Origin of the sequence: Pseudoalteromonas carrageenovora IAM 12662 (genome assembly GCF_900239935.1) — a bacterium.
Taxonomy (GTDB): Bacteria; Pseudomonadota; Gammaproteobacteria; order Enterobacterales; family Alteromonadaceae; genus Pseudoalteromonas; species Pseudoalteromonas carrageenovora.
The window spans coordinates 36,625-59,119 of sequence record NZ_LT965928.1 but is presented as its reverse complement, the minus strand read 5'-3'; the positions used below and the strand labels follow the sequence as shown (position 1 = coordinate 59,119).

Below are 22,495 nucleotides of genomic sequence, written 5' to 3'. Positions count from 1 at the left end.
ATAAGCCACTTAATTGTGGTTTTTTTGTGCCTAAAATTTAGTGATACCACATAAATAGATTAGTAAGCGCTAGCTTGATTATAAATTTATGATGTTATCCATGATTGCCGCCTTTAAAACGCCCTCTATAGGCCCTTCTATCCCTCATAAAAATTAAACAAATTGTGCCAAACAATAACTTAGTGCATTATTGATATAACTTTAGCCAATTTAGGTTTAGCTATGATCAGGCTCATATTGCTACTTGCGTGTGCAGTACCATTTATTTCCTTTGCACAAAATACGACTGTGTATAAATGTGTTATTAAAGGCGTGCCTACTTTTAGCCAAACACCTTGTGCAAAAGACGCACAAGTTATCACCCTTAAAGAAATAAATGTGATTGAGGCATATAAAAGCTCAACGCCAGGTAAGGGGATTACCGACTCATCCGTCGATAATTTTTTAAAAGTTCAAGAAATAGATCGTGAAATAAAAAAGCTACAGTTGGAAATAAAACAAAGCCAAAAAGAATACACCGCAAAGGCCCAGCAAATTAGTTATATAACTCAAGATCAAGCAAACCGTTTAGGAGCATCTTCTATTGCCGATGCCAGAGCGACTAAAACAGCAGCGTTAAAAGAGGCTTATGACGCCTCAATTAACCAGATGCAGCAGCAAATAAACGCTTTAAAACAACAAAAGCAGCTACTTAGCCAAAATCCTTAAGCACTTTGTGTATAACTAAAATAAATTGAGTAATATCGTCACGCGTATTATAAATATGTGGCGATACTCGTATCCCCTGCTTTCGCTCATCGACACTAATTTTTGCCTCATCCAACGCTTTAAGCACTGCATTTTGATGTTTTGCAAAGTTTAAAATAACCGTCCCACTGCAATGTTGCCTATGTGTAGGTGACACAACGTACTCTTTTAGCTGCTGATGAATAAGCGTTAGCATTGCAAAATTGTGATCTCTTACTTTGTCAGCCCCAAGCTTTGCAAAATACATAATGCTATTTGCAGCAATAATATAGGGGACAACTGAGGGCGTTCCTCCCCAAAATTTAAGTGCACTGCTGTTATATTCAAAGTGATGTATATTAAATTCAAAAGGGTTTTGATGTGAAAACCAACCAACATCTTTAGGCTCGCAACTAGCTAACTGCTCAGGGTTTACCCATAAGTAGGCAGCACCAGGACCTGCGCATAACCACTTAACACTTGAGCCAATCATAAAGTCGGCATTAAGTGCAGTTAAATCAAGCGGTAAAACACCTGCAGATTGAGCAACATCAATGATAGATAAACTACTAGTGCGCTTACTCAAAGCCACTATGTCGTTTACAGGGGCCTGCACTCCTGTATTTGAATAAACATGGCTAATAAAAACTAAATCTATATTTGGAGTTAAATACTGCTCCCACACATTAATATCAGATAAATTTTCATACTCCGGGATAAATGTTATTTTTGCGTCTTTGGGCAGCGATTTTTGCATAGCAAAACCCATACTAGGGAAATCGCTTTGCGCCATAAGTACATTACACTGTTTTTTTTGTATTTGAGGATGCGACATCAATAACTTCGTTAAGGCGCTTGATAAGTTTACTTGTGGGCAAAATTCGCGACTCGGCGCGTTAAATAAATCCCCTAATGCCTTAGTAAATTGCTCAACAGCAGGTAGCCATTGCTGCCATGGCTCTTTATTAGAGTCTTGCCACGGTGCAAAGTAATGCTGAGCTAAGTACTGCTGAGTATTTTTGAACGCTCGCCCCACTGAGTGATTAAGTAAATAGCTGCCCTCGGCCATACAAAAATCATTTTTATACATATTATTACACCCACTGCTTTAAAGTATTGAGGTCGTCAAATCGCGTTTGAATATCAGCGCGCTTAGCGCAAGCACGTCTATCTCTGAGTTTTTCAAGCGAGTCAAGCAGCACATGCAATGGCGGCCCGCTTGCTGTCACTTTGCTCATGTGTTGCTCTTGCATATTTTTTGAAGGTTGGGCAATAAATTTTTCTACTAGCTGATTATGATGACCGATTGCCGTGTCTCCATGTAACTTACATACTTGTATAAATAGCGTTGCATGCGATTTAAACCAGTCGGTATTTTTATAGTGCTGCGCTTGTAGGAAATCATCCATAAAGCTTTGTATTCGCATTGCTTCACGCAATATTTGTTGATCTTCCGGCATCATGTATAAAAATTTATCCACCAGCATTTGTGAGTAACTAGGCTCGTTAGCACTACATACTCCTAGTAGCATGTCGATCACATTAATACCTGCAAAATCACCGGCATTGGCGCCTCTATAAATCTCTTTTCCTACACGGTATGGCTTGTAATAAGGACGTACGCAATTAAAAAAGCGCTCTGTATCTAGCTGCTCATAAAGCGCATTATTAGATTCAATAACATCAATAAGTGCATGTTTAACTACTTTTAAAAGCTCACCACATAAGGGGTGTGAAATACCCAGGGGTACTATTTTTAATAATGCATCACTTGCGCGCTTATAAGCCAAAATACCTTGAGTGTTGTAATCTATAAATAATTTTTCGTCGGCTAGATCAGTAAAGCGCTTATAAATACCATTGACCGCTTTATTGTGTGTGGTTAAATGTGCAGTTGCAAAGCGAGGAGTTACGCCTATGGAGGCGCCAATATGCATTGCTAATGCTGATGCCTCAACAAGTGGTGATGCACTCTCACGACTTGGCTCAGTTATTTCATGGCGGCGGCATGCGGCCATAAAAAGCCCTACGTTTCCTAGTAAATCAAAAGCGCTATCAAAGCCTTCATCTGTGTTACCCTCGGCGAGTAAGTTAATAATAAGCGCATTACCTTCGAGGGCTAACTGCTCTTTTAGTGTCTCTCCAATACCCTCTACATTTGCTTTATCAGCTTGTTGCCAATAAAGCTTTTCAAGCTCGCTATTTATCTCTACAAAACCTTTTCTTATCCAGCGGTCAAATATAGCCGTATGTGTGTTCATTGTGTGTACTCTATTATTTTTTATTAAATGTAGCAGAGTTCAAGGAGGGTAAAACGTCAAAAAAGTTAGTAAAAATGGTCTTAGTTAGCAATAATCACTATAAATATAAAAATAAATAATGAAAGCCAACAAACATGTTAGATAAAAAAGATCAGCAACTACTTATCGCTTTACAGGCACAAGCTCGTCTAACCGTGAGCGAATTAGCAAATAGCATTAATCTCTCAGACACTCCATGTTTAAGGCGTATTAAAAAGCTTGAACAAGAGCGAGTAATTACGGGGTATCATGCAGCAATTAATCCAAAAGCACTTAATTTGAATGTTTTGGTTTATGCATTTGTACGCTTAGGTCAAAATTCAGTGAGTGCAGCGCAGCAATTTGAACAACATGTAGAAAAGCTCCCCCATGTATTAGAGTGCTCAGTTATATCGGGAAGTTATGACTATTTACTTAAAATAATAGCTCATGATTTAGAGAGCTATGAGCTGTTTGTAAAACACCAACTAGGAGGATTGAGCTGTATTGCAAATATAGAATCGACCGTAGTACTTAAACAATCATTTAGTAAAAAACAATTGCCATTATAAAAAATTCCTCAAATAAGCTACTGTTAGCTATACTGATTATTCAAAAAGTAATAACAATAATTGCCAAGGACCTAAGTGAAAGATTTTAATTCAAAATATCACTCTAGTATTTTTTACATCTTGTTTGCCTTGGCATATATTTTTGTTGGAATTACGCTTACTAAGCTCGCCTTTAATTCGCAAATTATTCCTATTTGGTTACCTGCCGGCATTGCCTTAGTTGGGTGCTATATTTGGTGGTGGCGATTCATCCCGCCATTATTTATTGCTGCAATTACATTTAATTTAAGTATTTTTGATAACTCAGCACACGAAATGGTACTTGTTGGCAATTCGTTTAATGAGGCTATGTATATTGCCTTTGGAGTTGTTATTCAGGCGATGGTGGGGGCAGCCCTTTTAAAATATTGGCTTGGCCATCCGCTGCGCTTTAAAAACCGTAAAAATATTATTTATTTTATTGTTTTTGTCGCAATCATAACCAGCTTAATATCGGCTAACTTTGGGGTGTTTGCACTTAGCCAGTTTAACCCCGCGTACAGTATAGATAACCATTGGCGAAACGTGATTTATTGGTGGCTTGGCGATACCTTAGGCGTATTAATTGCCACGCCATTTTTACTCTTGTTATTACCTAAAACCTCAAGTAAATACCATATCTCTGCCATACCAACCATTGCTGTGTGTAGTGTTTTATTTGTATCGGTAGCCGTAACAACTCAGCTTTACGATAGTGAAAATCGCACTAATACAATAAAAATAGCCGAACGAGAAGTCCACGTAATTGAAAATAGCCTTTATCGTTATACTAACCGCAGCCTTATTGCCGTGCAGAGTTTGGCAAGCCAAGTACAATCGTCTTCACAGCTTAGTCAGCAAGAGTTTTACGCTTATGCGAGCGAGTTACTTACTCAGCATTCTTTTATAAAAGCCCTTTCATGGAATGTAAAAATATCACAAGACGAGCGCAAAGAGTTTACCCAAACCATTTCTGACATTTACCATTTAGATTACGATGTAGTCGGTGAGCCGTTAGAAAAAGACGACCCCATGGTTATTGTAAAATACATAGCGCCATTTAATGGTAACCAAAAAGCGATTGGCTTTAATGTGTTTTCAAATGCTGACAGAAAAGAATCCCTACTTAACCCGACTATAAGATTTCAACCTGTAGGTACTAAAATTATTCAGCTCGTACAAACCAAAGAACCGACCCCCGCTTACTTACTTTTTGCTCCTGTGTACTATCAAGATAATGAAGCTGATCCTGTTAAAGGCTATGCAACGGGTGTATTTTTAGTAGACAACATTATTAATCAGGCTATTTCAAAAGCGCAATCAGATATGTTCGCTATTAATATTTATGAGGATATTAATAACCCCCCCTTTTATAGTAACTCCAAAGGCTTTGACCAAGCTGCGGGGAGTCGAATTATGACTTTTAATGTTGATTTTAGTGGTCAGCGGTGGATTGTTAAACTTGCGCTTAAAGAAGGGTTTTTAGCCCAGCACAACAACCAACTTACATTACTACTACTTATTTTACAGGTCGCTGTGTGCTCACTTATTTTACTTATTTTATTATTATTTAATCAGCAGCAAGTAGAGCTTACTCGCCAAGTAGCAGAGCGCACCCATTCATTGGCGCAAGCTAAAAAGCAATCTGATCTTGCCAATCAGGCTAAAAGTCAATTTTTGGCTAATATGAGTCACGAAATACGCACACCTCTTAATGCTGTTATTGGGTTTTCGTCGTTAGCACGCGAAGTCGACGACACTAAAACATTGGTAGGCTACTTAGACAAAATAAACTCCTCATCTAAAAGCTTATTAAATTTAATTAACGACATTCTCGACATATCAAAAATAGAGTCGCAAAAGCTCGCGATGGAATCGATATCATTCGACTTTCATGCATTAGTTTCTCGTATAAATAATATGTTTGAACAAAGCGCCTTTAACAAAGGAATAAACTGGCAAGTAGAGTGCAAGCTACCAGTAAACACGTGGTACATTGGCGACCCAATGCGTATAGAGCAAATACTCCTTAACTTGTGCAGTAATGCGGTTAAATTTACAAATGAAGGAAGCGTTGCATTAAATATTGCAGGTGAATTTACTGCCGCTAATAAAGTACAAATTACCATTGATGTAATAGATACGGGAATTGGCATAAAACCAAGCCAACATAAAAAACTATTTAATGCATTTACTCAAGCTGATAGCTCCACATCAAGGCAATTTGGTGGTACAGGGCTTGGTTTAACAATAGCAAAAGAGCTGAGCCAACTAATGGGGGCTAATTTAGCTCTACAAAGTGAGCTTGGAAAAGGCTCAACCTTTACACTTGCTATCACTCTTCCTACTACAGAGCCTGAGGAGTCACCTGAAATTGCATATGCAGATACAAATATTGCATCACTAGACATTCTCGTTGCCGAAGACAACCCTGTTAACCAAATGGTGATTAAAGCAATGCTGGGCTCTTTAGGCATAGTGCCAAAAATTGTAGATAATGGTGAGCTTGCTGTTAATGCAGTAAAACTACAAAAATTTGATTTAGTACTTATGGATTGCCAAATGCCGGTTATGGATGGCTATAGAGCCACAGCGCTAATTAGGCAATTTAAAACAGAACAAGAGCTACCCATTATTGCTTTAACTGCCGACGTAATGCCAGAGGATAAAGCGCATGCTCGTGCAGTAGGGTTTAATCTGCACCTTGCAAAACCACTCGAACTCATTAAGCTAACCGAGTGCCTTGTCCAATATGCAGAAGTAAATGAACAATAACGGGTTAGTTTTAAAAGTTTGTATAGGTTTTGTTTTAAGTATTTTATCTCACCTTGCTGCAGCTCAAGACTGTATTACTCAAAGCAGCAGCTTTAGCTTTATACTAAAAGCTAAGCAGCAAGGGTTATTTAGGTTTGAAAACGAGCACACCCACCAGTCATTCAATTATCAAGCCCTTTTGCCATTTCAGCGCTATTTAGATTATGCGTATGATCATATTAATAAAGCAAACCCGCGTGCAAACTTACCATGCCCTGTAATAACTGATACCTACAAACAACTTGTTAAGCAAGGTGTACGAACCACAAATCCTAATATTGCCGATATTATTGCCCCCTTTGAACTTAAGCACCCAGCAAGTAACAAGGTTGCCTTGTTAATACACGGACTAACAGACTCCCCTTTTACTTATCACGATTTAGCACGCATTTACTACGAGCAAGGTTATAGCGTTCGCACGCTTTTATTACCCGGCCATGGAAGCGCTGCGAGTGCATTACAAAACGTAGACGTAAAGCAATGGCAAAAAGCAGTAAATTATGGAGTAAACCGCGCTTTAACCGATTTTGATGAGGTCATATTAGGTGGCTACTCTACAGGTGCTGCACTCGTTATTGATTACCTAACAAAGCAAACGCCATCACCTAAAATTAAAGCACTTATGTTGTATTCACCTGGTACTGAGCCACATAATAAAAATGGCTGGCTTGCTAAATGGATAGACGCTATTCCATTTGTAGATTGGATAGATAAAGACGCTGATATTGATTTTGCTAAGTATGAGTCATTCCCTTTTCATGCTGCTGCAGCCTCATACGATGCCATGCAATTGGTAAGTATTGATCAATTAAGTAAACGCTCCGCACTTAAACTACCTATTTTTAGTGTACTTAGTGATATTGATACCACAATTGATACGCGCGCTTCGCTTAAATTATTAAGTGCCCTGCATAAGGGTAACTCGCCTAAATATAAAACACGCGATACTTTAGTATTTTATGGCAATACTGATACTTTGCCTGCAGGATTTGCTGCTAATTACAAAGTAATAAACCCAAAGTGCACGACAAAACGATGTAAAAGTATTCATGGTATATCGCATATTGCGATTGTTAACTCGCCACAAAACCCACACTACGGCGTAGATGCTACCTATCGTAATTGTGGTAGTTTTATTAACGACGATGCTCAGTATCAAACCTGTAAAACAACACCACACCCACAATTAGGTGAACGTACAAAAGCAAATTTAAAAAACTATCCTGCATTACAGCGGCTCACTTTTAATCCACACTTTAACGAGCTGGAAAAACAAATTTCAATATTTATTAAAAACCTAGAACACATAAAAGGTAAGCAGTTATGAGTGCTCTTTCGCACCAATGGTTTACAAGCATAAATCAAATAGATGCCAATGAATGGCAACGCTTATTTGGCAGCGAGCCCTTTACATGCCACGCATTTTTATATGCCTTGGAGCAAAGCCAATGCGTAAATGAGCAAACAGGCTGGCAGCCTAAGCACCTAGCAGTGTATGAAAATAATAAACTCATTGCATTAGCGCCTGGGTATTTAAAAAGCCATTCATACGGAGAGTACGTATTTGATTGGGCATGGGCAGAAGCATACGAGCAACACGGGTTAGAATATTACCCTAAGTGGCTATGTGGTGTGCCTTTTAGCCCTATTGAAGGTAAGCGAATTGCCATAGAGCACAATGATCACGACTTGGTATATCACTACATAAAAGAGCAGCTAAACACACACAGCATTGATCAAAGTTGGTCTGGCTGGCATATAAATTTTTGTGAACAAGCACAGGCAAATTCACTTTGTACAGAGCGAGTAATGCAAAGAGTGGGAGTGCAGTTTCAGTGGTTTAACAAAGGCTTTAATACCTTTGATGACTTTTTACAGACCTTAACTGCACGAAAACGTAAAACACTTAAAAAAGAGCGCGCTAAAATAGTCCAGCAAAATATAACTATTGAATGGCTACATGGCGTGCAAATAACCCCCGAAATCATGCAGCTTTTTTGCGAGTTTTATCAGCGTACTTATTTAAAGCGCTCTGGGCATTTAGGGTATTTAAATATGGAATTTTTTATACTGTTACATGCGCTAATGAGCGAACAACTCGTTATTATGCTCGCAAAAAAAGACGATAAAGTAATTGCAGCAACACTTAGTTTAATTGGCGAAAACACGCTTTATGGGCGCTATTGGGGTGCAAACGAGGATGTTGATTCACTGCATTTTGAACTGTGCTATTACCAAGGTATTGAGTTTGCTATTAAGCATAACCTGAGCTGCTTTCATTCTGGGGCGCAAGGTGAGCATAAAATAGCGCGCGGGTTTGAGCCCGTACTTACCTACTCTGCTCACCACATTGTTGATGGCGACTTTAGTAATGCTATTAGTGATTACCTTAAAAGAGAGAGCCAACACATTCATATCTATAAAGATCAGTGTGCTGAGTTACTGCCGTTTAAAAACGAGTAACTGATTATTTGCAGGCATGGCTGTATCGCTAATAAGCGAAAGTCCTGCCTGTTTTGCCAAGCCCTCAACTGCTTCAAAATCCCTTATCCCGCTTAACGGGTCGCGATCTATTAAAAACGTATTGAAGTCATCATTACTTGGGCTGGTAAATTTACCTTGATATTTGAACGGCCCATAAATACATAACATACCTTCGTTATTTAAATGGCGCTTAACTCCGTCAAAAAAACGCTCTACCAACTGCCAACTAATTATATGAAACGTATTTGCCGTGAATATTGCATCTACTTTATCAATCGGCCAATCGTGGCTTAAATCAAGCGTAAGTGGTGCGTGTAAATTATTGAGGCTTACCTGGGCGTGCCATAACCTGATCCCCTCATGGTTTATAGCGCGATCACTTGTATACCATTGTAAGTGAGGTAATTGTTCGGCAAAAAACACGCTATGCTGCCCCGTACCAGAACCAATCTCAAGCACACTGCAACTTGATTTAAATGCTTTTTTTAACTGCGCCAAAATAGGAGCTTTGTTGTTTTCACACGCTTGTGAAAATGGCTTTGTCATAGGTTTGCACCAAAGTTGTAGGCTAATGCACAACAGTAAAGCAAATTTTGATTACTTTGTACTTAGTAAAACCCTAAAAAATAAAATTTTTATATTTATCAATATATTAAAAGTTAGCTATTTTATTGGTATATATTATGCTTTTTTATAGTGAGTCTGTAAAAGGCTCAACTTATATTAATTAAAGAGGATCAAAATTATGCATTTACCCCCATACACTGCTGTAGACGCTGTTGTCTCAGTAACAGAAAAAAACATAGAAAAGCCTAGTAGCGCCTGTGATAGTAGAGCCACTGTAATCGATTTACTTTCTCACTGTAACCAAAATCAACAGGCGCTAAAAAAACATGAAACAGACCAAATATTCATTCTTGGCTACAATTGATACTAAATTTAAACCCGTAAATAATTTTTACAATAACTGTTTACACTGAAACCGATTAAATGTAATGATAACTATTATCGTTAACTTAGGTCGGTTTTTTATGTCTTCAGATCACGCTCTGCGTAATTATCATCATGAACTAACATGTCATTGCTTACGTCCGGGCCTTCATGCCCCTATGCTCGTGGCAAACTACATCGAAACCGCTCTAAGCTTAGCTAAAAGCTTTGAAAAACAACGCAATCCTCTACTTCAAGAGCTTTATTTAAAACGCACACTATATGAAATTATCAACAAAATGTGCGACCCTCTAATACACAATGCCATTCGCAAACAGTGCCTTGAGCAGTTATATAAACCATTACTGGCATTAAAACGTTATTACAAAACGCATAACAACACAGCCAAGTTTTTATTACTTGAACGTGAAGCGCGCGTTCTTAGTCACGAATTCAACCCTTTTTAAGGAGTAAAATATGAGTAACTTTAGAACAGAATCAGACAGTATGGGCGAGTTACAGGTACCTGCTGATGCTTTATATCAAGCGCAAACCCAACGCGCAGTAAATAACTTTGCAATTAGCGGCTTAACAATGCCCAAGCAATTTATTACGGCGCTTGCTTACATTAAGCAAGCCGCTGCACAGAGTAATTTTGAGCTAAATCATTTGAGTAAAAGTAAAGCGACGGCCATAGAGCAAGCCTGCCAACAAATTATTGATGGCGAGCATTATGAGCACTTCCTTGTCGATATTTTCCAAACCGGCTCAGGTACAAGCTCTAACATGAACGCCAATGAAGTCATCGCAACGCTTGCAACTCGCATTGGTAATGAGTCAATTCATCCTAATGATGACGTAAATATGGGGCAAAGCTCTAACGATGTAGTCCCTACAGCCATTGCCCTTAGTAGTGCCATTAACGTAGTTTATGAATTACTACCATCACTTGAAAAACTATCGCAAAGCTTAGAGCAAAAAAAGGCAGAAGTTGGCGCAATAGTTAAAACAGGCCGTACACATTTAATGGATGCGATGCCCGTTACGTTTGAGCAAACACTCAGTGCATGGCAATCACAGGTAAATAACGCAGCCTCAGGCATTCGCCATAGCTTAGAGCGAGTATGTGAGCTTGCTCAAGGTGGTACAGCTGTTGGTACCGGTATTAATGCCGATGGCGAGTTTGCATCAAAGTTTGCTAAAAACTTAAGCGCAAATGTGGGTATAAGCTTTAAACCAAGCAGTAACTTTTTTTATAATATTGGTTCGCAAGATGCCATTGTAGCGCTCTCAGGGCAGTTAAAAGTACTCGCTGTAGCACAAATGAAAATAGCAAACGACTTACGCTGGATGAACTCAGGTCCACTTGCTGGTCTTGGCGAAATAGAGCTTGAAGCACTACAACCAGGCTCGTCTATTATGCCGGGTAAAGTAAATCCGGTGATCCCAGAAGCGGCAGCCATGGTAAGCGCTCAAGTAATAGGAAACGATGCAACTATTACCGTTGCAGGCCAAGCCGGTAATTTTGAGCTGAATGTGATGTTACCTGTTATTGCGCATAATATTTTACAAAGTGTTGAGCTACTTGCTAATAGCGCACAAGCCCTTGCAGATAAAGCTATTGCGAGCTTTAAAGTTAACCAACCCAATATAGACAAAGCATTGGCTAAAAACCCAATTTTAGTTACAGCGCTTAATCCGGTGATCGGTTACGAAAAAGCCGCAAAAATAGCTAAGCAAGCCTACAGAGAAGCCCGACCTATTATCGATGTAGCCGAGCAAGAAACTGACTTACCACGCGAAGAGCTCGAAAAACTACTAAACCCTACTAAGCTCACACAAGGTGGCTTGTAGTTTTTTGAAAATCTAAATACGGCTTTAATTACTTGATTATATAGTTTTTATTGCCGTAAAAAATGCACCGTGTATGATAGTGATGAATATTTCATCACTATTAAGGTTTGTTATGCGTACCCCATTGTTAGCCATACTTTTACCGCTTTGTTTAACTGCTTGCCTAGAAACAACATCAGCCGATACAGAGCAAACTACTCAAAATAAATTAAAAGAAGTACCGCAAACAACGCTTGTTGAAAATAAAAAAGAACACTCAAAATCAGCAGCACAAAAACTTTCAAATACCGAGTTAAAAAAAGTATCTGTTGAGGATATAAAAACAGCTAAAACCGAGTTAAATTCGCTCATTGCTGATAATCAATGCGACACCAGTGAGCAGTGTAGGGTTACCCCTGTTGGCAGTCGTGCATGTGGCGGCCCTAGTAGCTTTGCCGTTTACTCAACTAAAACCGCTAATGAAACTGACGTTTTAGCACAAAGTAAAAAAATCACGTCTCTTGAAAGCCACTACAATGCTCAAAATGAAATGATGAGTATTTGTCAGCATTTAACGACACCAAGCACGCAGTGTGTTGAAAATAAATGTGTTAAACTTGAAGGCTCAGCGGTAAGTGCATTTTAAGGATAACGTTATGAGTTGTTTACCATCGGCAGTTAAACTATCAATTATAAGCATTGCTAGCAGCTTTTTATTACTAAGTGGCTGTGCCAGCACGGCAACGTCAGGTAATGAACAAAGCAAAACTTTATCTGACTTAAACTACGATCTGAATAACATGGTGAGCAATAATAGTTGCACCGCGAGCTTTCAGTGCAAAGTCCTTGAAGTTGGCGCCCGCGCATGCGGTGGACCGAGTACATACGCGGTTTATTCAACGCTAAACACCTCTCAAGAAGAAGCGGAACAGCTTGCTCAACAAATAACAAAACAAGAAGAGATACAAAATAAAGCGCAAGGCTTAACCGATTGCTCTCCTGTACTTGAAGTGCAATCGTTATGTATTAATAAGCAATGCCAGTCGTTTGATATTAAATAGCTTAAACGTCAATTTCAGCGTTAACCTATAAAAGGTATTAACGCTGAAATTATTAACACCATCACCACGCACACTCCCGCTTTAATGATGTATTTCATTGGCATTTGCTTAAGCACCCAGTACGCATAAATAAATCGCACAAAGTAACTCGCAGCTGTGCCAAATAAAGCAAAAATAATTAGGTAAGCAATTAAAATAATATTCATATAAATCTAAATTAACTACTTAGTGTTTTTAGTATGAGCAATTAATAACTCTGCTACTTGTTGCTTTACGGCTCGCTTATCATCGCTTTGTACATCAAACCGCGTTGCGAGTTGTGCTATTTCGTCGTCATTTAAATTAAACGATAAACGCTGGCGTGTTTTTTTAGATTTTACGTCCAAACCTAAAATTTTACGGATCATGTCTGATGGCGTGAGCTCTTGATCGATGGCTTGTTTTTTTATCGACTTTTGTACTTCGCTACTTAAATCAAATGCCATTTGTGTGGCACGCACGGCTTGCTCTTGGCGTAACCACTTATCTTTAGCATCACTCACTTAGCATCTCCTGGAAATAAGTCGACGATATCGGTGATTGGCCGTGTAAGCGTTAGCGATACTTCGGTTTCACCGCCTTCCCATATTTCGATATTTAAACCATGCCCTTCGTCAGGCGATGCTAAACAAATCATTTCACATGGCTCACCACCTTCTTGCTCATAACGCGGTAGTGACTGGCCACGAAAGTCTTTATTATGGAAGTAGCATACGTATGGCGATTCACTTTGTTGATAGCTTTTAGCTAAAAACTGCATAAAACGCTCGGGTGTGTTTTGCACCTGGATATTAGTTAATGATTCTTCATCAAAAATACGCGCAAAGTCATCTAATCCAAATATTTGCTCTACTTCATCACGCTGAATTTTTATTGAAAAGTTAGCAAACTGCTCACCATCATCTTGCTCAATTTGTAAAAATACAACCTGTCCGCTGTTGGTCTCAAGCACAAACTCAGTGTCACTACTGTGCTGATATTGGTATGTTTGAATATCAGTAACGCGTAACGTTTCACCTTTTAACCACGACGGATATGCAAATGAGTCGATAACACTAAACATATCGCCTTTTTTAAGCTCGCTTGCATGATTAAGCTGACGTTCTGGCTCTTTTTTAGATTTGAAAAAATTAAACATAATGAGGCATCCCTAAGCAAAAAAGGTAACTAAGCTAAGCTTAATTACCTTTTATAAATAATGTACTAACTATTAGCCGTTTTGCTTGGCTTTAATGCGCGCTAAAATATCAGCACTTTTTGGGCTTGTATCGCCAATACCGGCTTCAGCCATTTTTGCTTTTAAATCGTCGCCATTTACGTCCGACTCAAGTTGCTTTGCAGCACCAAGCTGGTCGCTACGATCCTGTTGGCGTTGCTTAATACGCTCAAGCGACTGGCGAGCCGATGTCATAGACGAGCTATTAGTATTAAGCGTGCTGTTAACAGCCATAGTAGCTTGCTGTACGCTTTCTGTGGTTTTAACCATAGTAAGCTGACGTTGGTTTTCTTTAATCGACTTTTCAGCGTCTTTAACTTGTTGTTTAAGCGCCACAATATGATTGCTAAAACCAGATAATACTTGCTCGTTTTCAGCTTTTTCAGCTTCAAAGTCACCAATTTTTTCGGCAATTTCTAATGCTAGGGCTTCATTACCTTTTTCAAGTGCTTGGCCTGCATATGCTTCGTGCTCAGCAATTGATGCATCAACAGCGCTAATTTTACGCTTAGTTTGCATTTCTTTAGCCATTACTTCTGTAAGGCTTTTTTTAGCACGGTGAAGTGCATTTTGTGCATCTGCAATTTCTTGTTCAAAAATTCGGATACCGTTTGCATCTACAATTGCTTCGCCTGCTTCACGAGCGCCGCCACGTACTGCTGTAAATAATTTTTTTAAAATACTCATAATCTTAACTCCACTAACTAGTTACTAATCGTTTAAATACAAGGTCACGGCTTCTAGTGCGTCAATAGCGTTGTCAGCTAGTGTCACTAGTTCGTGGGTAACGTCATCTAACGATGAATTTACCGACAGTGCACCAAAAATCGCGTATTTGTTATCGATTTTAGCAAATGCACTCAGTGGAATTGGCACGTTTAAACGTAGTAGTGTTTCGTTTAACTCGTTGCGTAATTCACTTTTTACTTCGTCTTCGCCAAACAAGTAGCTAATACATAACAACTGCTCTTGAGTTTGCGTAACAAAAATTGGAAGCTCATCGTTTCCGTCAACAATGACTTGTAAAACATCTTGCTCACCTGGATTGGCAATCAAGAAAGACTCAAAGTTAGCACCTTCAGTTTCAAAAGAAGCTAATTTTATTGAAAGTTCATTTAATTCCATGTCTCTGCCTTTTTTGTCGTTTGACATATTATGTCTGAGTTAAGATTCGCACGGCCGACATATTATGTCAACCCTATTTTATTAATTTTTGTACAATTCGCTTTCTATTTGCCAAGCTGTACGGTAATAATCGTATAACTGGCCAGAGCCTAACCTATTGACCTCAATGATTTTTACTTGTTCAAAATACTGATTAGGAAACACAAAACTTGCCAGTAAATATTCTTTACTAACCCACCTAGATGGCACAGGCATTTCGCTTATGTTTTTAATTCGTCCACTTGCGGGTTGACCCATTTTAGTGGCAATAGTCCAGCCCCATTGCCCAAACGAAGGAATATTTTGCTGATATTGCTCAACATAACTAAACCCTGCTGCTTTAACCGTTTTGGCTATGCTTAAAAACGCTTTTTTAGCATGATAAGGCGATGTTGATTGAACTGCCATTGCGCCATCGGGTGCCAATAGTTGACGTACATGGTTATAAAAGTAGTCACTGTACATTTTGTTAAGATCGGGATGATTAGGATCGGGTAAATCAATTAAAATAGTGTCAAATTGCTTACTTTGATCGAGTAATTTTTCAACCTCTAAAAATGCATCACCCACAATTATATGTGCACGAGAGTCTTGCATAGATTTATTATTTAGCTTTAATAGGCGGTTATTAATAGGCTCTGGGGGCGTAAAATCACCGTCTTTATGCCCAAATAAATTAAGCAGCTGAGCATCTAAATCAATCAGCGTTACTTCGCTCACAGGCCATTTTAAAACATCTCTAAGGGCAAGCCCGTCGCCACCACCAATAATTAATACGCGGTCGTGCCTGTTTGAGGCAAGCATTGCCGGATAAACCAGCATCGAGTGATATATTTGCTCATCAATACTTGAGAACTGCAAGCGCCCATTTAAATATAAATCAGTAATAGGCTCTGGCTGATTTTTACTTAAGCGTTCGGTTAACACTACATGCTGGTACTTAGTGGCTTGAGAGTAAATAACTTTATCTTTATATAACACGTTACTTAAGCTATTCATCCAACTACTACCCAGCACTAAAATAAACCCAAATAATGCCAGCAATACGATATGACAAACTAAAAGTGCCTTAGCAAAGCGCACATGCGCATGGTAGCGCCATAGAAAGGCAAGCCCTGCGATTATATTAAAAAGTGCTGTCCACGCTGCAGCTTGCATTATAGGCATTGAGAGCATAATGCTTACCCAAATAGCCGCGCCAATACCTGCGCCAATATAATCGGCACCGTAAATTGTTCCTGCGTTGTTTTCTAAAAACCGCCCGTACACATGTTGGCGAATACGCGCTATTAACGGTATTTCCATACCAATAAATAAACCCAGTATTAAACCAAATACGTAAGGAAGGAATCGTGACCACTCTTGCAACTTTTGAAATACATAGCCGTTAAGTACAACATCGGGAGGTAAATTAAAAATACTAGAAAATAAATGAGGGAGCGAATAACTTACAGCAATCACACCAGCAATAGCTAAAATGCAGCCCATGCCAACTAATGCAATTATACTTTCTAGCCAAGCAAAAGCGGTAAATGCATCTTTAAACCAACGAGCTAAAAAAGCACCTAAGCCCATAGCCACTATCATCGTGCCAATCATGGCGTAAATTGCGCTTTCTACAGAGCCAAGTACACGCCCTGCGTAATGCGAAAGTAAGTATTCATAAATAAGGCCACACCCTGCGAGTATGGCCATAACCGTAATAAGTAATATATCGTGCCCAAGTAAACGTGCTTTACTTGGGCTAGTGTTAGTTAATGACACTGATTATGCGCCTAATAAAGTTGCCATAGTAATACCAACAGCAAACGATACCGCTGCAGAAATAGTAGCTACGCCTACATTTTTTTGGCGATTTACTTCATCTGAAATATCACAGCCAGATAAAATAATTTTTATTGTCACTAAGTGCAAAATAATAAATGCAATTAAGCAAACAACCGCGCTAACAGCCCAGTAAAGCAAGCTTGCATTGATGTTATCGGCTGCATAAGGTGCAATACCTGTTGCTGCAGTAATTGCCAATGCACTACCAACTAAAAAGCCAGCGTAGCGGATGCCTACTGCTAAGTTTCCATCAATAATTGCTTGTTGTAAGCAGTCGCCGCTTTTATTAGTGCGTTTAAATAGTTGCACGCGATATTGGCTTACTAGTAATAATACAAAGCTTCCAATAATAAATGCTGCCACTACAATTGGCAGACCGTGCCAGCCCTCTGTTGCTACCCACAAAAGTGCAGAGCGAATAACAATAGCAACACTCACTACATGACCAAAGTCAATTATAGAGGCTGTTACATTACCTTTAACAATTTCATCGTGTAGGCTTACTTTACGTAGCGCTACTTTATCTTGAAAAAAGTGGCCTAACTTAATTAATACAATCGCTAGCACACCATAACCTAGCATTTGCAGTGCTTCTTGCTGAAGCGACGCTGCAAAAGCTCCACTGCTCACGCCCGTTAATACAATTGCAAGGGCAACCAAGCCTGCGGCAAAGCTAATACCAAAAGCAAAGTTATCGCGCTCTGTTATTTCGTCATTCGCATGTAAATTTGAAACCCAACCTTTAATGTATTTTAGGCTTACAAAGAGCAACACAATAATTGCAAAATCAATCGCCAGTGCTTGTAGCGACCACATAGTTATTCCATTAAATTCGTACATATTTCTAACTCCAACTTATTCTTTACTTACCACGGCTCACGCCACGAGAGGTTCTGCTACCGCTATCACGTACCGATCCTGAGCTATTGCTATAGCTGCTCGAACGCGAGTAACTACTGCGGCTTTTAGGTGGCGTATAACTACTACGGCTTAAACCCGTTGCACCTGTTTTTTTGCTCGCATATGGGCTTGTAAACTGCTTACCTTGGCGTTGGTATGATTGGCGTGTACGTGTTTCAAGCGCGCTTTGTGTTTTAATTTGCTTAGGGCTTGAGTAACGAGCACGGCCATAGTCATTGTAATAACTATACTTGCGACGCTTACTCCAGCTACCGTATTCAACACGATCGAACACATCACCTAAAATACGGTACATACCGTACCACTGCCAAAAGCTAATCCCGTTACTATTAGTTTGCCAGTTTCCATAATTAGGGTTACCTACCATTTGGTTACCAACCCCCTCTCCTTCAGCTTGCTGGCTAATTGCACCAATACGAGCAAGGCTGCCTTTTGACATATCAGCAAGCATATTAATAGGATCGGTCAACGCATCTGAAAACAACGTAGGCTTTACAGCTTCACGCAGTAAATCAATACTGTGGAGCGTATCTTCGTAGGGTGGAATTAAGTAAGTCCCTTTAATGTCTTTAAGTCGCTGTGTTAAACCACTATAAAGTGCACCTTGCCTTGTGGCATCAAGGGTAATTACATCAACAACCTTACTTAGTTCTGGTTGCTGCTGTTTTAGAAGTTGGCCGTACTCTTTTAAAAGTACAGCATTACGTATGCTCCCATTATCAAGCGCGGTACCAAGCTGTGATAGCTCAACATCTGCCTTTTTAATAGACTCTTGAATTGTTTGTTGCAACTGCTCTTCTTTAGATTGACAACCCATAAGCACTGCGAACAAACAAAACAGGCTCATAAGTTTCCAAGCTTTTATATTCGACATTCATGTCACCTGATTTACAAAATTAACCGCAACAGTTTTACACAGGTCACTTATTAAACCAAGAATGAAATTGCAACAAAGTGAGAAGAAACGAGCATCTCTGTAATCAGAGTATGATTTAGTGAAATATGAAGCTATATAATAAGGTTCGAATTGAAGCACCTATTTAAAAAGGTACTTGCGGTGATTTTAGCGTCAGGAAACGCTTCGCCCGACCTACGCGATAGAGGCTTGATGAGTCTATATTAACTAAGCGTATTCTACTTTTCTGCAGACGTAAAAAAGCCCGACTATTTCTAGTCGGGCTTTATACAATTTGAAGCCTGGTAATGTCCTACTTTCACATAGCAAATGCTACACTATCATCGGCGCTGTTTCGTTTCACTACTGAGTTCGGCATGGAATCAGGTGGGTCCAAAACGCTATTGTCACCAAGCAAATTAGGTGCAAAGGAGTAATGACAAGCACGTAGTGCTGCTTTTTCCTTTGCGCAAGGTGCCTCAATGTTAACGCTACGCGCTAAGAGTCACCTCATAAATTTGGAAAATATCTGATAATATTTTTTAAGTCTTTCAGTAACTATCTACTCTAGTTATTAACTTCTGTCGCTTCACTGTCACAAAACGCGTTTGGCGTTGTATGGTTAAGCCTCACGGGTAATTAGTACAAGTTAGCTTAATGGCTCACACCACTTCCACATCTTGCCTATCAACGTTGTAGTCTTCAACGGCCCTTCAGAGACTTTAAAAGTCTAGTGAGAAATCATCTCGAGGCCTGCTTCGCGCTTAGATGCTTTCAGCGCTTATCAGTTCCGAACGTAGCTACCGGGCAATGCCATTGGCATGACAACCCGAACACCAGCGGTTCGTTCACTCCGGTCCTCTCGTACTAGGAGCAACCCCTCTCAATTCTCAAACGCCCACGGCAGATAGGGACCGAACTGTCTCACGACGTTCTAAACCCAGCTCGCGTACCACTTTAAATGGCGAACAGCCATACCCTTGGGACCGACTTCAGCCCCAGGATGTGATGAGCCGACATCGAGGTGCCAAACACCGCCGTCGATATGAACTCTTGGGCGGTATCAGCCTGTTATCCCCGGAGTACCTTTTATCCGTTGAGCGATGGCCCTTCCATTCAGAACCACCGGATCACTATGACCTACTTTCGTACCTGCTCGACGTGTCTGTCTCGCAGTTAAGCTGGCTTCTACCATTACACTAACCGTACGATGTCCGACCGTACTTAGCCAACCTTCGTGCTCCTCCGTTACTCTTTGGGAGGAGACCGCCCCAGTCAAACTACCCACCAGGCACTGTCCGTAACCCCGATTCAGGGGCCAACGTTAGAACATCAAAACTACAAGGGTGGTATTTCAAGGACGACTCCACAAAAACTAGCGTCTCTGCTTCAAAGTCTCCCACCTATCCTACACATGTAGGTTCAATGTTCAGTGCCAAGCTGTAGTAAAGGTTCACGGGGTCTTTCCGTCTAGCCGCGGGTACACAGCATCTTCACTGCGATTTCAATTTCACTGAGTCTCGGGTGGAGACAGCGTGGCCATGGTTACACCATTCGTGCAGGTCGGAACTTACCCGACAAGGAATTTCGCTACCTTAGGACCGTTATAGTTACGGCCGCCGTTTACCGGGGCTTCGATCAAGAGCTTCTCCCTAAGGATAACCCCATCAATTAACCTTCCGGCACCGGGCAGGTGTCACACCGTATACGTCATCTTGCGATTTTGCACAGTGCTGTGTTTTTAATAAACAGTCCCAGCCACCTGGTCACTGCGGCTCCCGTCCGCTTAGAGAGCAAGTCTCATCACAGATAGGAGCGTACCTTCTCCCGAAGTTACGGTACGATTTTGCCTAGTTCCTTCACCCGAGTTCTCTCAAGCGCCTTAGTATTCTCTACCTGACCACCTGTGTCGGTTTGGGGTACGATTCGGTATAATCTGAAGCTTAGAGGCTTTTCCTGGAAGTATGGCATCAACAACTTCATCACCTTGGTGACTCGTCTCGTGTCTCAGGTTTAATGTTCGTCCGGATTTACCTAAACAAACGCCCTACTCACTTTCACATGGACAACCATCGCCATGCTTGCTTAGCCTTCTCCGTCCCCCCATCGCAATTATACCAAGTACGGAAATATTAATCCGTTTCCCATCGACTACGCCTTTCGGCCTCGCCTTAGGGGTCGACTTACCCTACCCTGATTAACATGGGATAGGAACCCTTGGTCTTCCGGCGTGCGGGTTTTTCACCCGCATTATCGTTACTCATGTCAGCATTCGCACTTCTGATACCTCCAGCATGCCTCCCGGCACACCTTCAACGGCTTACAGAACGCTCCCCTACCACTCAACGTAAACGTTGAATCCGCAGCTTCGGTGCATAGTTTAGCCCCGTTACATCTTCCGCGCAGACCGACTCGACCAGTGAGCTATTACGCTTTCTTTAAAGGATGGCTGCTTCTAAGCCAACCTCCTGGCTGTCTGGGCCTTTCCACATCGTTTCCCACTTAACTATGACTTTGGGACCTTAGCTGGCGGTCTGGGTTGTTTCCCTCTTCACGACGGACGTTAGCACCCGCCGTGTGTCTCCCGGATATTACTTTACGGTATTCGGAGTTTGCAAAGGGTTGGTAAGTCGGGATGACCCCCTAGCCTTAACAGTGCTCTACCCCCGTAAGTATTCGTCCGAGGCTCTACCTAAATAGATTTCGGGGAGAACCAGCTATCTCCCGGTTTGATTAGCCTTTCACTCCTAGCCACAAGTCATCCCCTAACTTTTCAACGTTAGTGGGTTCGGTCCTCCAGTTGATGTTACTCAACCTTCAACCTGCTCATGGCTAGATCACCGGGTTTCGGGTCTATACCTTGCAACTAATCGCCCAGTTAAGACTCGGTTTCCCTACGGCTACCCTATACGGTTAACCTCGCTACAAAATATAAGTCGCTGACCCATTATACAAAAGGTACGCAGTCACCTAACAAGTAGGCTCCTACTGCTTGTACGTACACGGTTTCAGGTTCTATTTCACTCCCCTCACAGGGGTTCTTTTCGCCTTTCCCTCACGGTACTGGTTCACTATCGGTCAGTTGGGAGTATTTAGCCTTAGATGATGGTCCACCTATATTCAGTCAAAGTTTCACGTGCTCCGACCTACTCGATTTCACTTAAAATGTCTTTTCATGTACGGGACTATCACCCTGTATCGTGGCACTTTCCAGAGCCTTCCATTAACACATAATAAGCTTAAGGGCTGTTCCGATTTCGCTCGCCGCTACTTTCGGAATCTCGGTTGATTTCTTTTCCTACGGGTACTTAGATGTTTCAGTTCTCCGCGTTCGCCTCGTTAACCTATGTATTCAGTTAACGATACCTGCAAGCAGGTGGGTTTCCCCATTCGGAAATCCTAGTCTCAAGCGCTTTTTACTAGCTTGACTAGGCTTATCGCAAGTTAATACGTCCTTCATCGCCTCCAACTGCCAAGGCATCCACCGTGTACGCTTAGTCACTTAACCATACAACCCAAACGGGTCTTTGTTAGTGACAGTTTAACTTCGCCAGAAGTTAATATTGAATACTAAAGTAGATACCAATCAATCAACTCAAAGAGTGATTAAATGGCACTGAATGATACTGCTATCATTCTTTTTTACTTTTGAAAACTCTTGATAAATACAAAGTATCTATCAGAATTTTATTATCAGCTTTTCCAAATTTTTAAAG

21 protein-coding genes and 2 rRNA genes are annotated in these 22,495 nt (G+C 40.6%); 10 read left to right on the top strand and 13 right to left on the bottom strand.

The window, feature by feature from the left end:
• The first annotated feature begins 222 nt into the window (after nt 1-222).
• Nucleotides 223-708 (top strand): RNA-binding protein, encoded by a 486-nt coding sequence (locus ALFOR1_RS00290; protein ID WP_104641705.1) that lies wholly within the window; start codon nt 223-225, stop codon nt 706-708.
• Here the strand turns inward: ALFOR1_RS00290 and ALFOR1_RS00285 are convergent.
• Nucleotides 692-1,816, bottom strand: coding sequence for an aminotransferase class V-fold PLP-dependent enzyme (locus tag ALFOR1_RS00285; RefSeq protein ID WP_104641704.1), 1,125 nt, complete (start codon nt 1,814-1,816; stop codon nt 692-694). The two genes, ALFOR1_RS00290 and ALFOR1_RS00285, sit on opposite strands and share 17 nt — an antisense overlap.
• Nucleotides 1,817-1,820: 4 nt before the next feature.
• Nucleotides 1,821-2,987: a PrnB family protein gene (locus tag ALFOR1_RS00280; protein ID WP_104641703.1), complete on the bottom strand. Its 1,167-nt coding sequence runs from the start codon at nt 2,985-2,987 to the stop codon at nt 1,821-1,823.
• 134 nt (nt 2,988-3,121) lie between these two features.
• Here ALFOR1_RS00280 and ALFOR1_RS00275 point away from each other — a divergent pair, with 134 nt between their 5' ends.
• The 4 genes from ALFOR1_RS00275 to ALFOR1_RS00260 all read left to right on the top strand — a co-directional run bounded on the left by ALFOR1_RS00275 (nt 3,122) and on the right by ALFOR1_RS00260 (nt 8,872).
• The gene (locus ALFOR1_RS00275; protein WP_104641702.1) at nt 3,122-3,577 is read left to right on the top strand and encodes an Lrp/AsnC family transcriptional regulator; all 456 of its coding nucleotides are present in this window, start codon (nt 3,122-3,124) and stop codon (nt 3,575-3,577) included.
• Between the two features lie 75 nt (nt 3,578-3,652).
• Nucleotides 3,653-6,370: an ATP-binding protein gene (locus tag ALFOR1_RS00270; RefSeq protein ID WP_104641701.1), complete on the top strand. Its 2,718-nt coding sequence runs from the start codon at nt 3,653-3,655 to the stop codon at nt 6,368-6,370.
• Complete coding sequence (locus tag ALFOR1_RS00265) at nt 6,360-7,736, top strand: alpha/beta hydrolase (RefSeq protein ID WP_104641700.1); 1,377 nt, start codon at nt 6,360-6,362, stop codon at nt 7,734-7,736. The genes ALFOR1_RS00270 and ALFOR1_RS00265 overlap by 11 nt, the downstream gene beginning before the upstream one ends.
• The gene (locus tag ALFOR1_RS00260; protein WP_058548814.1) at nt 7,733-8,872 is read left to right on the top strand and encodes a GNAT family N-acetyltransferase; all 1,140 of its coding nucleotides are present in this window, start codon (nt 7,733-7,735) and stop codon (nt 8,870-8,872) included. The genes ALFOR1_RS00265 and ALFOR1_RS00260 overlap by 4 nt, the downstream gene beginning before the upstream one ends.
• Here ALFOR1_RS00260 and ALFOR1_RS00255 read toward each other — a convergent pair.
• A complete protein-coding gene (locus ALFOR1_RS00255; protein ID WP_104641699.1) occupies nt 8,849-9,439 on the bottom strand; it encodes a DUF938 domain-containing protein in 591 nt (196 codons plus the stop codon). The genes ALFOR1_RS00260 and ALFOR1_RS00255 overlap by 24 nt on opposite strands.
• A gap of 199 nt (nt 9,440-9,638) precedes the next feature.
• Here ALFOR1_RS00255 and ALFOR1_RS00250 point away from each other — a divergent pair, with 199 nt between their 5' ends.
• The 5 genes from ALFOR1_RS00250 (at nt 9,639) to ALFOR1_RS00230 (ending at nt 12,717) form a co-directional block, all read left to right on the top strand.
• The gene (locus tag ALFOR1_RS00250; protein ID WP_058548816.1) at nt 9,639-9,824 is read left to right on the top strand and encodes a hypothetical protein; all 186 of its coding nucleotides are present in this window, start codon (nt 9,639-9,641) and stop codon (nt 9,822-9,824) included.
• Between the two features lie 100 nt (nt 9,825-9,924).
• Nucleotides 9,925-10,290 (top strand): hypothetical protein, encoded by a 366-nt coding sequence (locus ALFOR1_RS00245; protein ID WP_227006902.1) that lies wholly within the window; start codon nt 9,925-9,927, stop codon nt 10,288-10,290.
• A gap of 10 nt (nt 10,291-10,300) precedes the next feature.
• Nucleotides 10,301-11,677: a class II fumarate hydratase gene (locus tag ALFOR1_RS00240; protein ID WP_104641698.1), complete on the top strand. Its 1,377-nt coding sequence runs from the start codon at nt 10,301-10,303 to the stop codon at nt 11,675-11,677.
• Between the two features lie 112 nt (nt 11,678-11,789).
• A complete protein-coding gene (locus tag ALFOR1_RS00235) occupies nt 11,790-12,302 on the top strand; it encodes a hypothetical protein (RefSeq protein WP_058548818.1) in 513 nt (170 codons plus the stop codon).
• Nucleotides 12,303-12,312: 10 nt separating this feature from the next.
• A complete protein-coding gene (locus tag ALFOR1_RS00230; protein WP_058548819.1) occupies nt 12,313-12,717 on the top strand; it encodes a hypothetical protein in 405 nt (134 codons plus the stop codon).
• A 20-nt stretch (nt 12,718-12,737) separates the two neighbouring features.
• Here ALFOR1_RS00230 and ALFOR1_RS20415 read toward each other — a convergent pair whose 3' ends face one another.
• The 10 genes from ALFOR1_RS20415 to ALFOR1_RS00185 all read right to left on the bottom strand — a co-directional run bounded on the left by ALFOR1_RS20415 (nt 12,738) and on the right by ALFOR1_RS00185 (nt 22,287).
• Nucleotides 12,738-12,923, bottom strand: coding sequence for a hypothetical protein (locus ALFOR1_RS20415; protein WP_058548820.1), 186 nt, complete (start codon nt 12,921-12,923; stop codon nt 12,738-12,740).
• A 15-nt stretch (nt 12,924-12,938) separates the two neighbouring features.
• Nucleotides 12,939-13,259, bottom strand: coding sequence for a hypothetical protein (locus ALFOR1_RS00225; protein WP_058548821.1), 321 nt, complete (start codon nt 13,257-13,259; stop codon nt 12,939-12,941).
• The gene (locus tag ALFOR1_RS00220) at nt 13,256-13,894 is read right to left on the bottom strand and encodes a DUF4178 domain-containing protein (RefSeq protein ID WP_104641697.1); all 639 of its coding nucleotides are present in this window, start codon (nt 13,892-13,894) and stop codon (nt 13,256-13,258) included. The genes ALFOR1_RS00225 and ALFOR1_RS00220 overlap by 4 nt, the downstream gene beginning before the upstream one ends.
• Before the next feature lie 72 nt (nt 13,895-13,966).
• The gene (locus tag ALFOR1_RS00215) at nt 13,967-14,659 is read right to left on the bottom strand and encodes a PspA/IM30 family protein (RefSeq protein WP_058548823.1); all 693 of its coding nucleotides are present in this window, start codon (nt 14,657-14,659) and stop codon (nt 13,967-13,969) included.
• Between the two features lie 24 nt (nt 14,660-14,683).
• Nucleotides 14,684-15,097 (bottom strand): YjfI family protein, encoded by a 414-nt coding sequence (locus ALFOR1_RS00210; RefSeq protein WP_006793818.1) that lies wholly within the window; start codon nt 15,095-15,097, stop codon nt 14,684-14,686.
• A gap of 81 nt (nt 15,098-15,178) precedes the next feature.
• Nucleotides 15,179-16,900, bottom strand: coding sequence for a polyamine aminopropyltransferase (locus ALFOR1_RS00205; RefSeq protein ID WP_104641696.1), 1,722 nt, complete (start codon nt 16,898-16,900; stop codon nt 15,179-15,181).
• A 3-nt stretch (nt 16,901-16,903) separates the two neighbouring features.
• Nucleotides 16,904-17,803 carry a DUF350 domain-containing protein gene (locus ALFOR1_RS00200; RefSeq protein WP_104641695.1) on the bottom strand — a complete coding sequence of 300 codons (900 nt, stop codon included), beginning with the start codon at nt 17,801-17,803 and terminating at the stop codon, nt 16,904-16,906.
• A 22-nt stretch (nt 17,804-17,825) separates the two neighbouring features.
• Nucleotides 17,826-18,758, bottom strand: coding sequence for a hypothetical protein (locus ALFOR1_RS00195; RefSeq protein WP_058548826.1), 933 nt, complete (start codon nt 18,756-18,758; stop codon nt 17,826-17,828).
• A 321-nt stretch (nt 18,759-19,079) separates the two neighbouring features.
• A 5S ribosomal RNA gene (rrf, locus tag ALFOR1_RS00190) occupies nt 19,080-19,194 on the bottom strand.
• Nucleotides 19,195-19,397: 203 nt separating this feature from the next.
• Nucleotides 19,398-22,287: ribosomal RNA gene (locus ALFOR1_RS00185) — 23S ribosomal RNA — on the bottom strand.
• Nucleotides 22,288-22,495 lie beyond the last annotated feature (208 nt).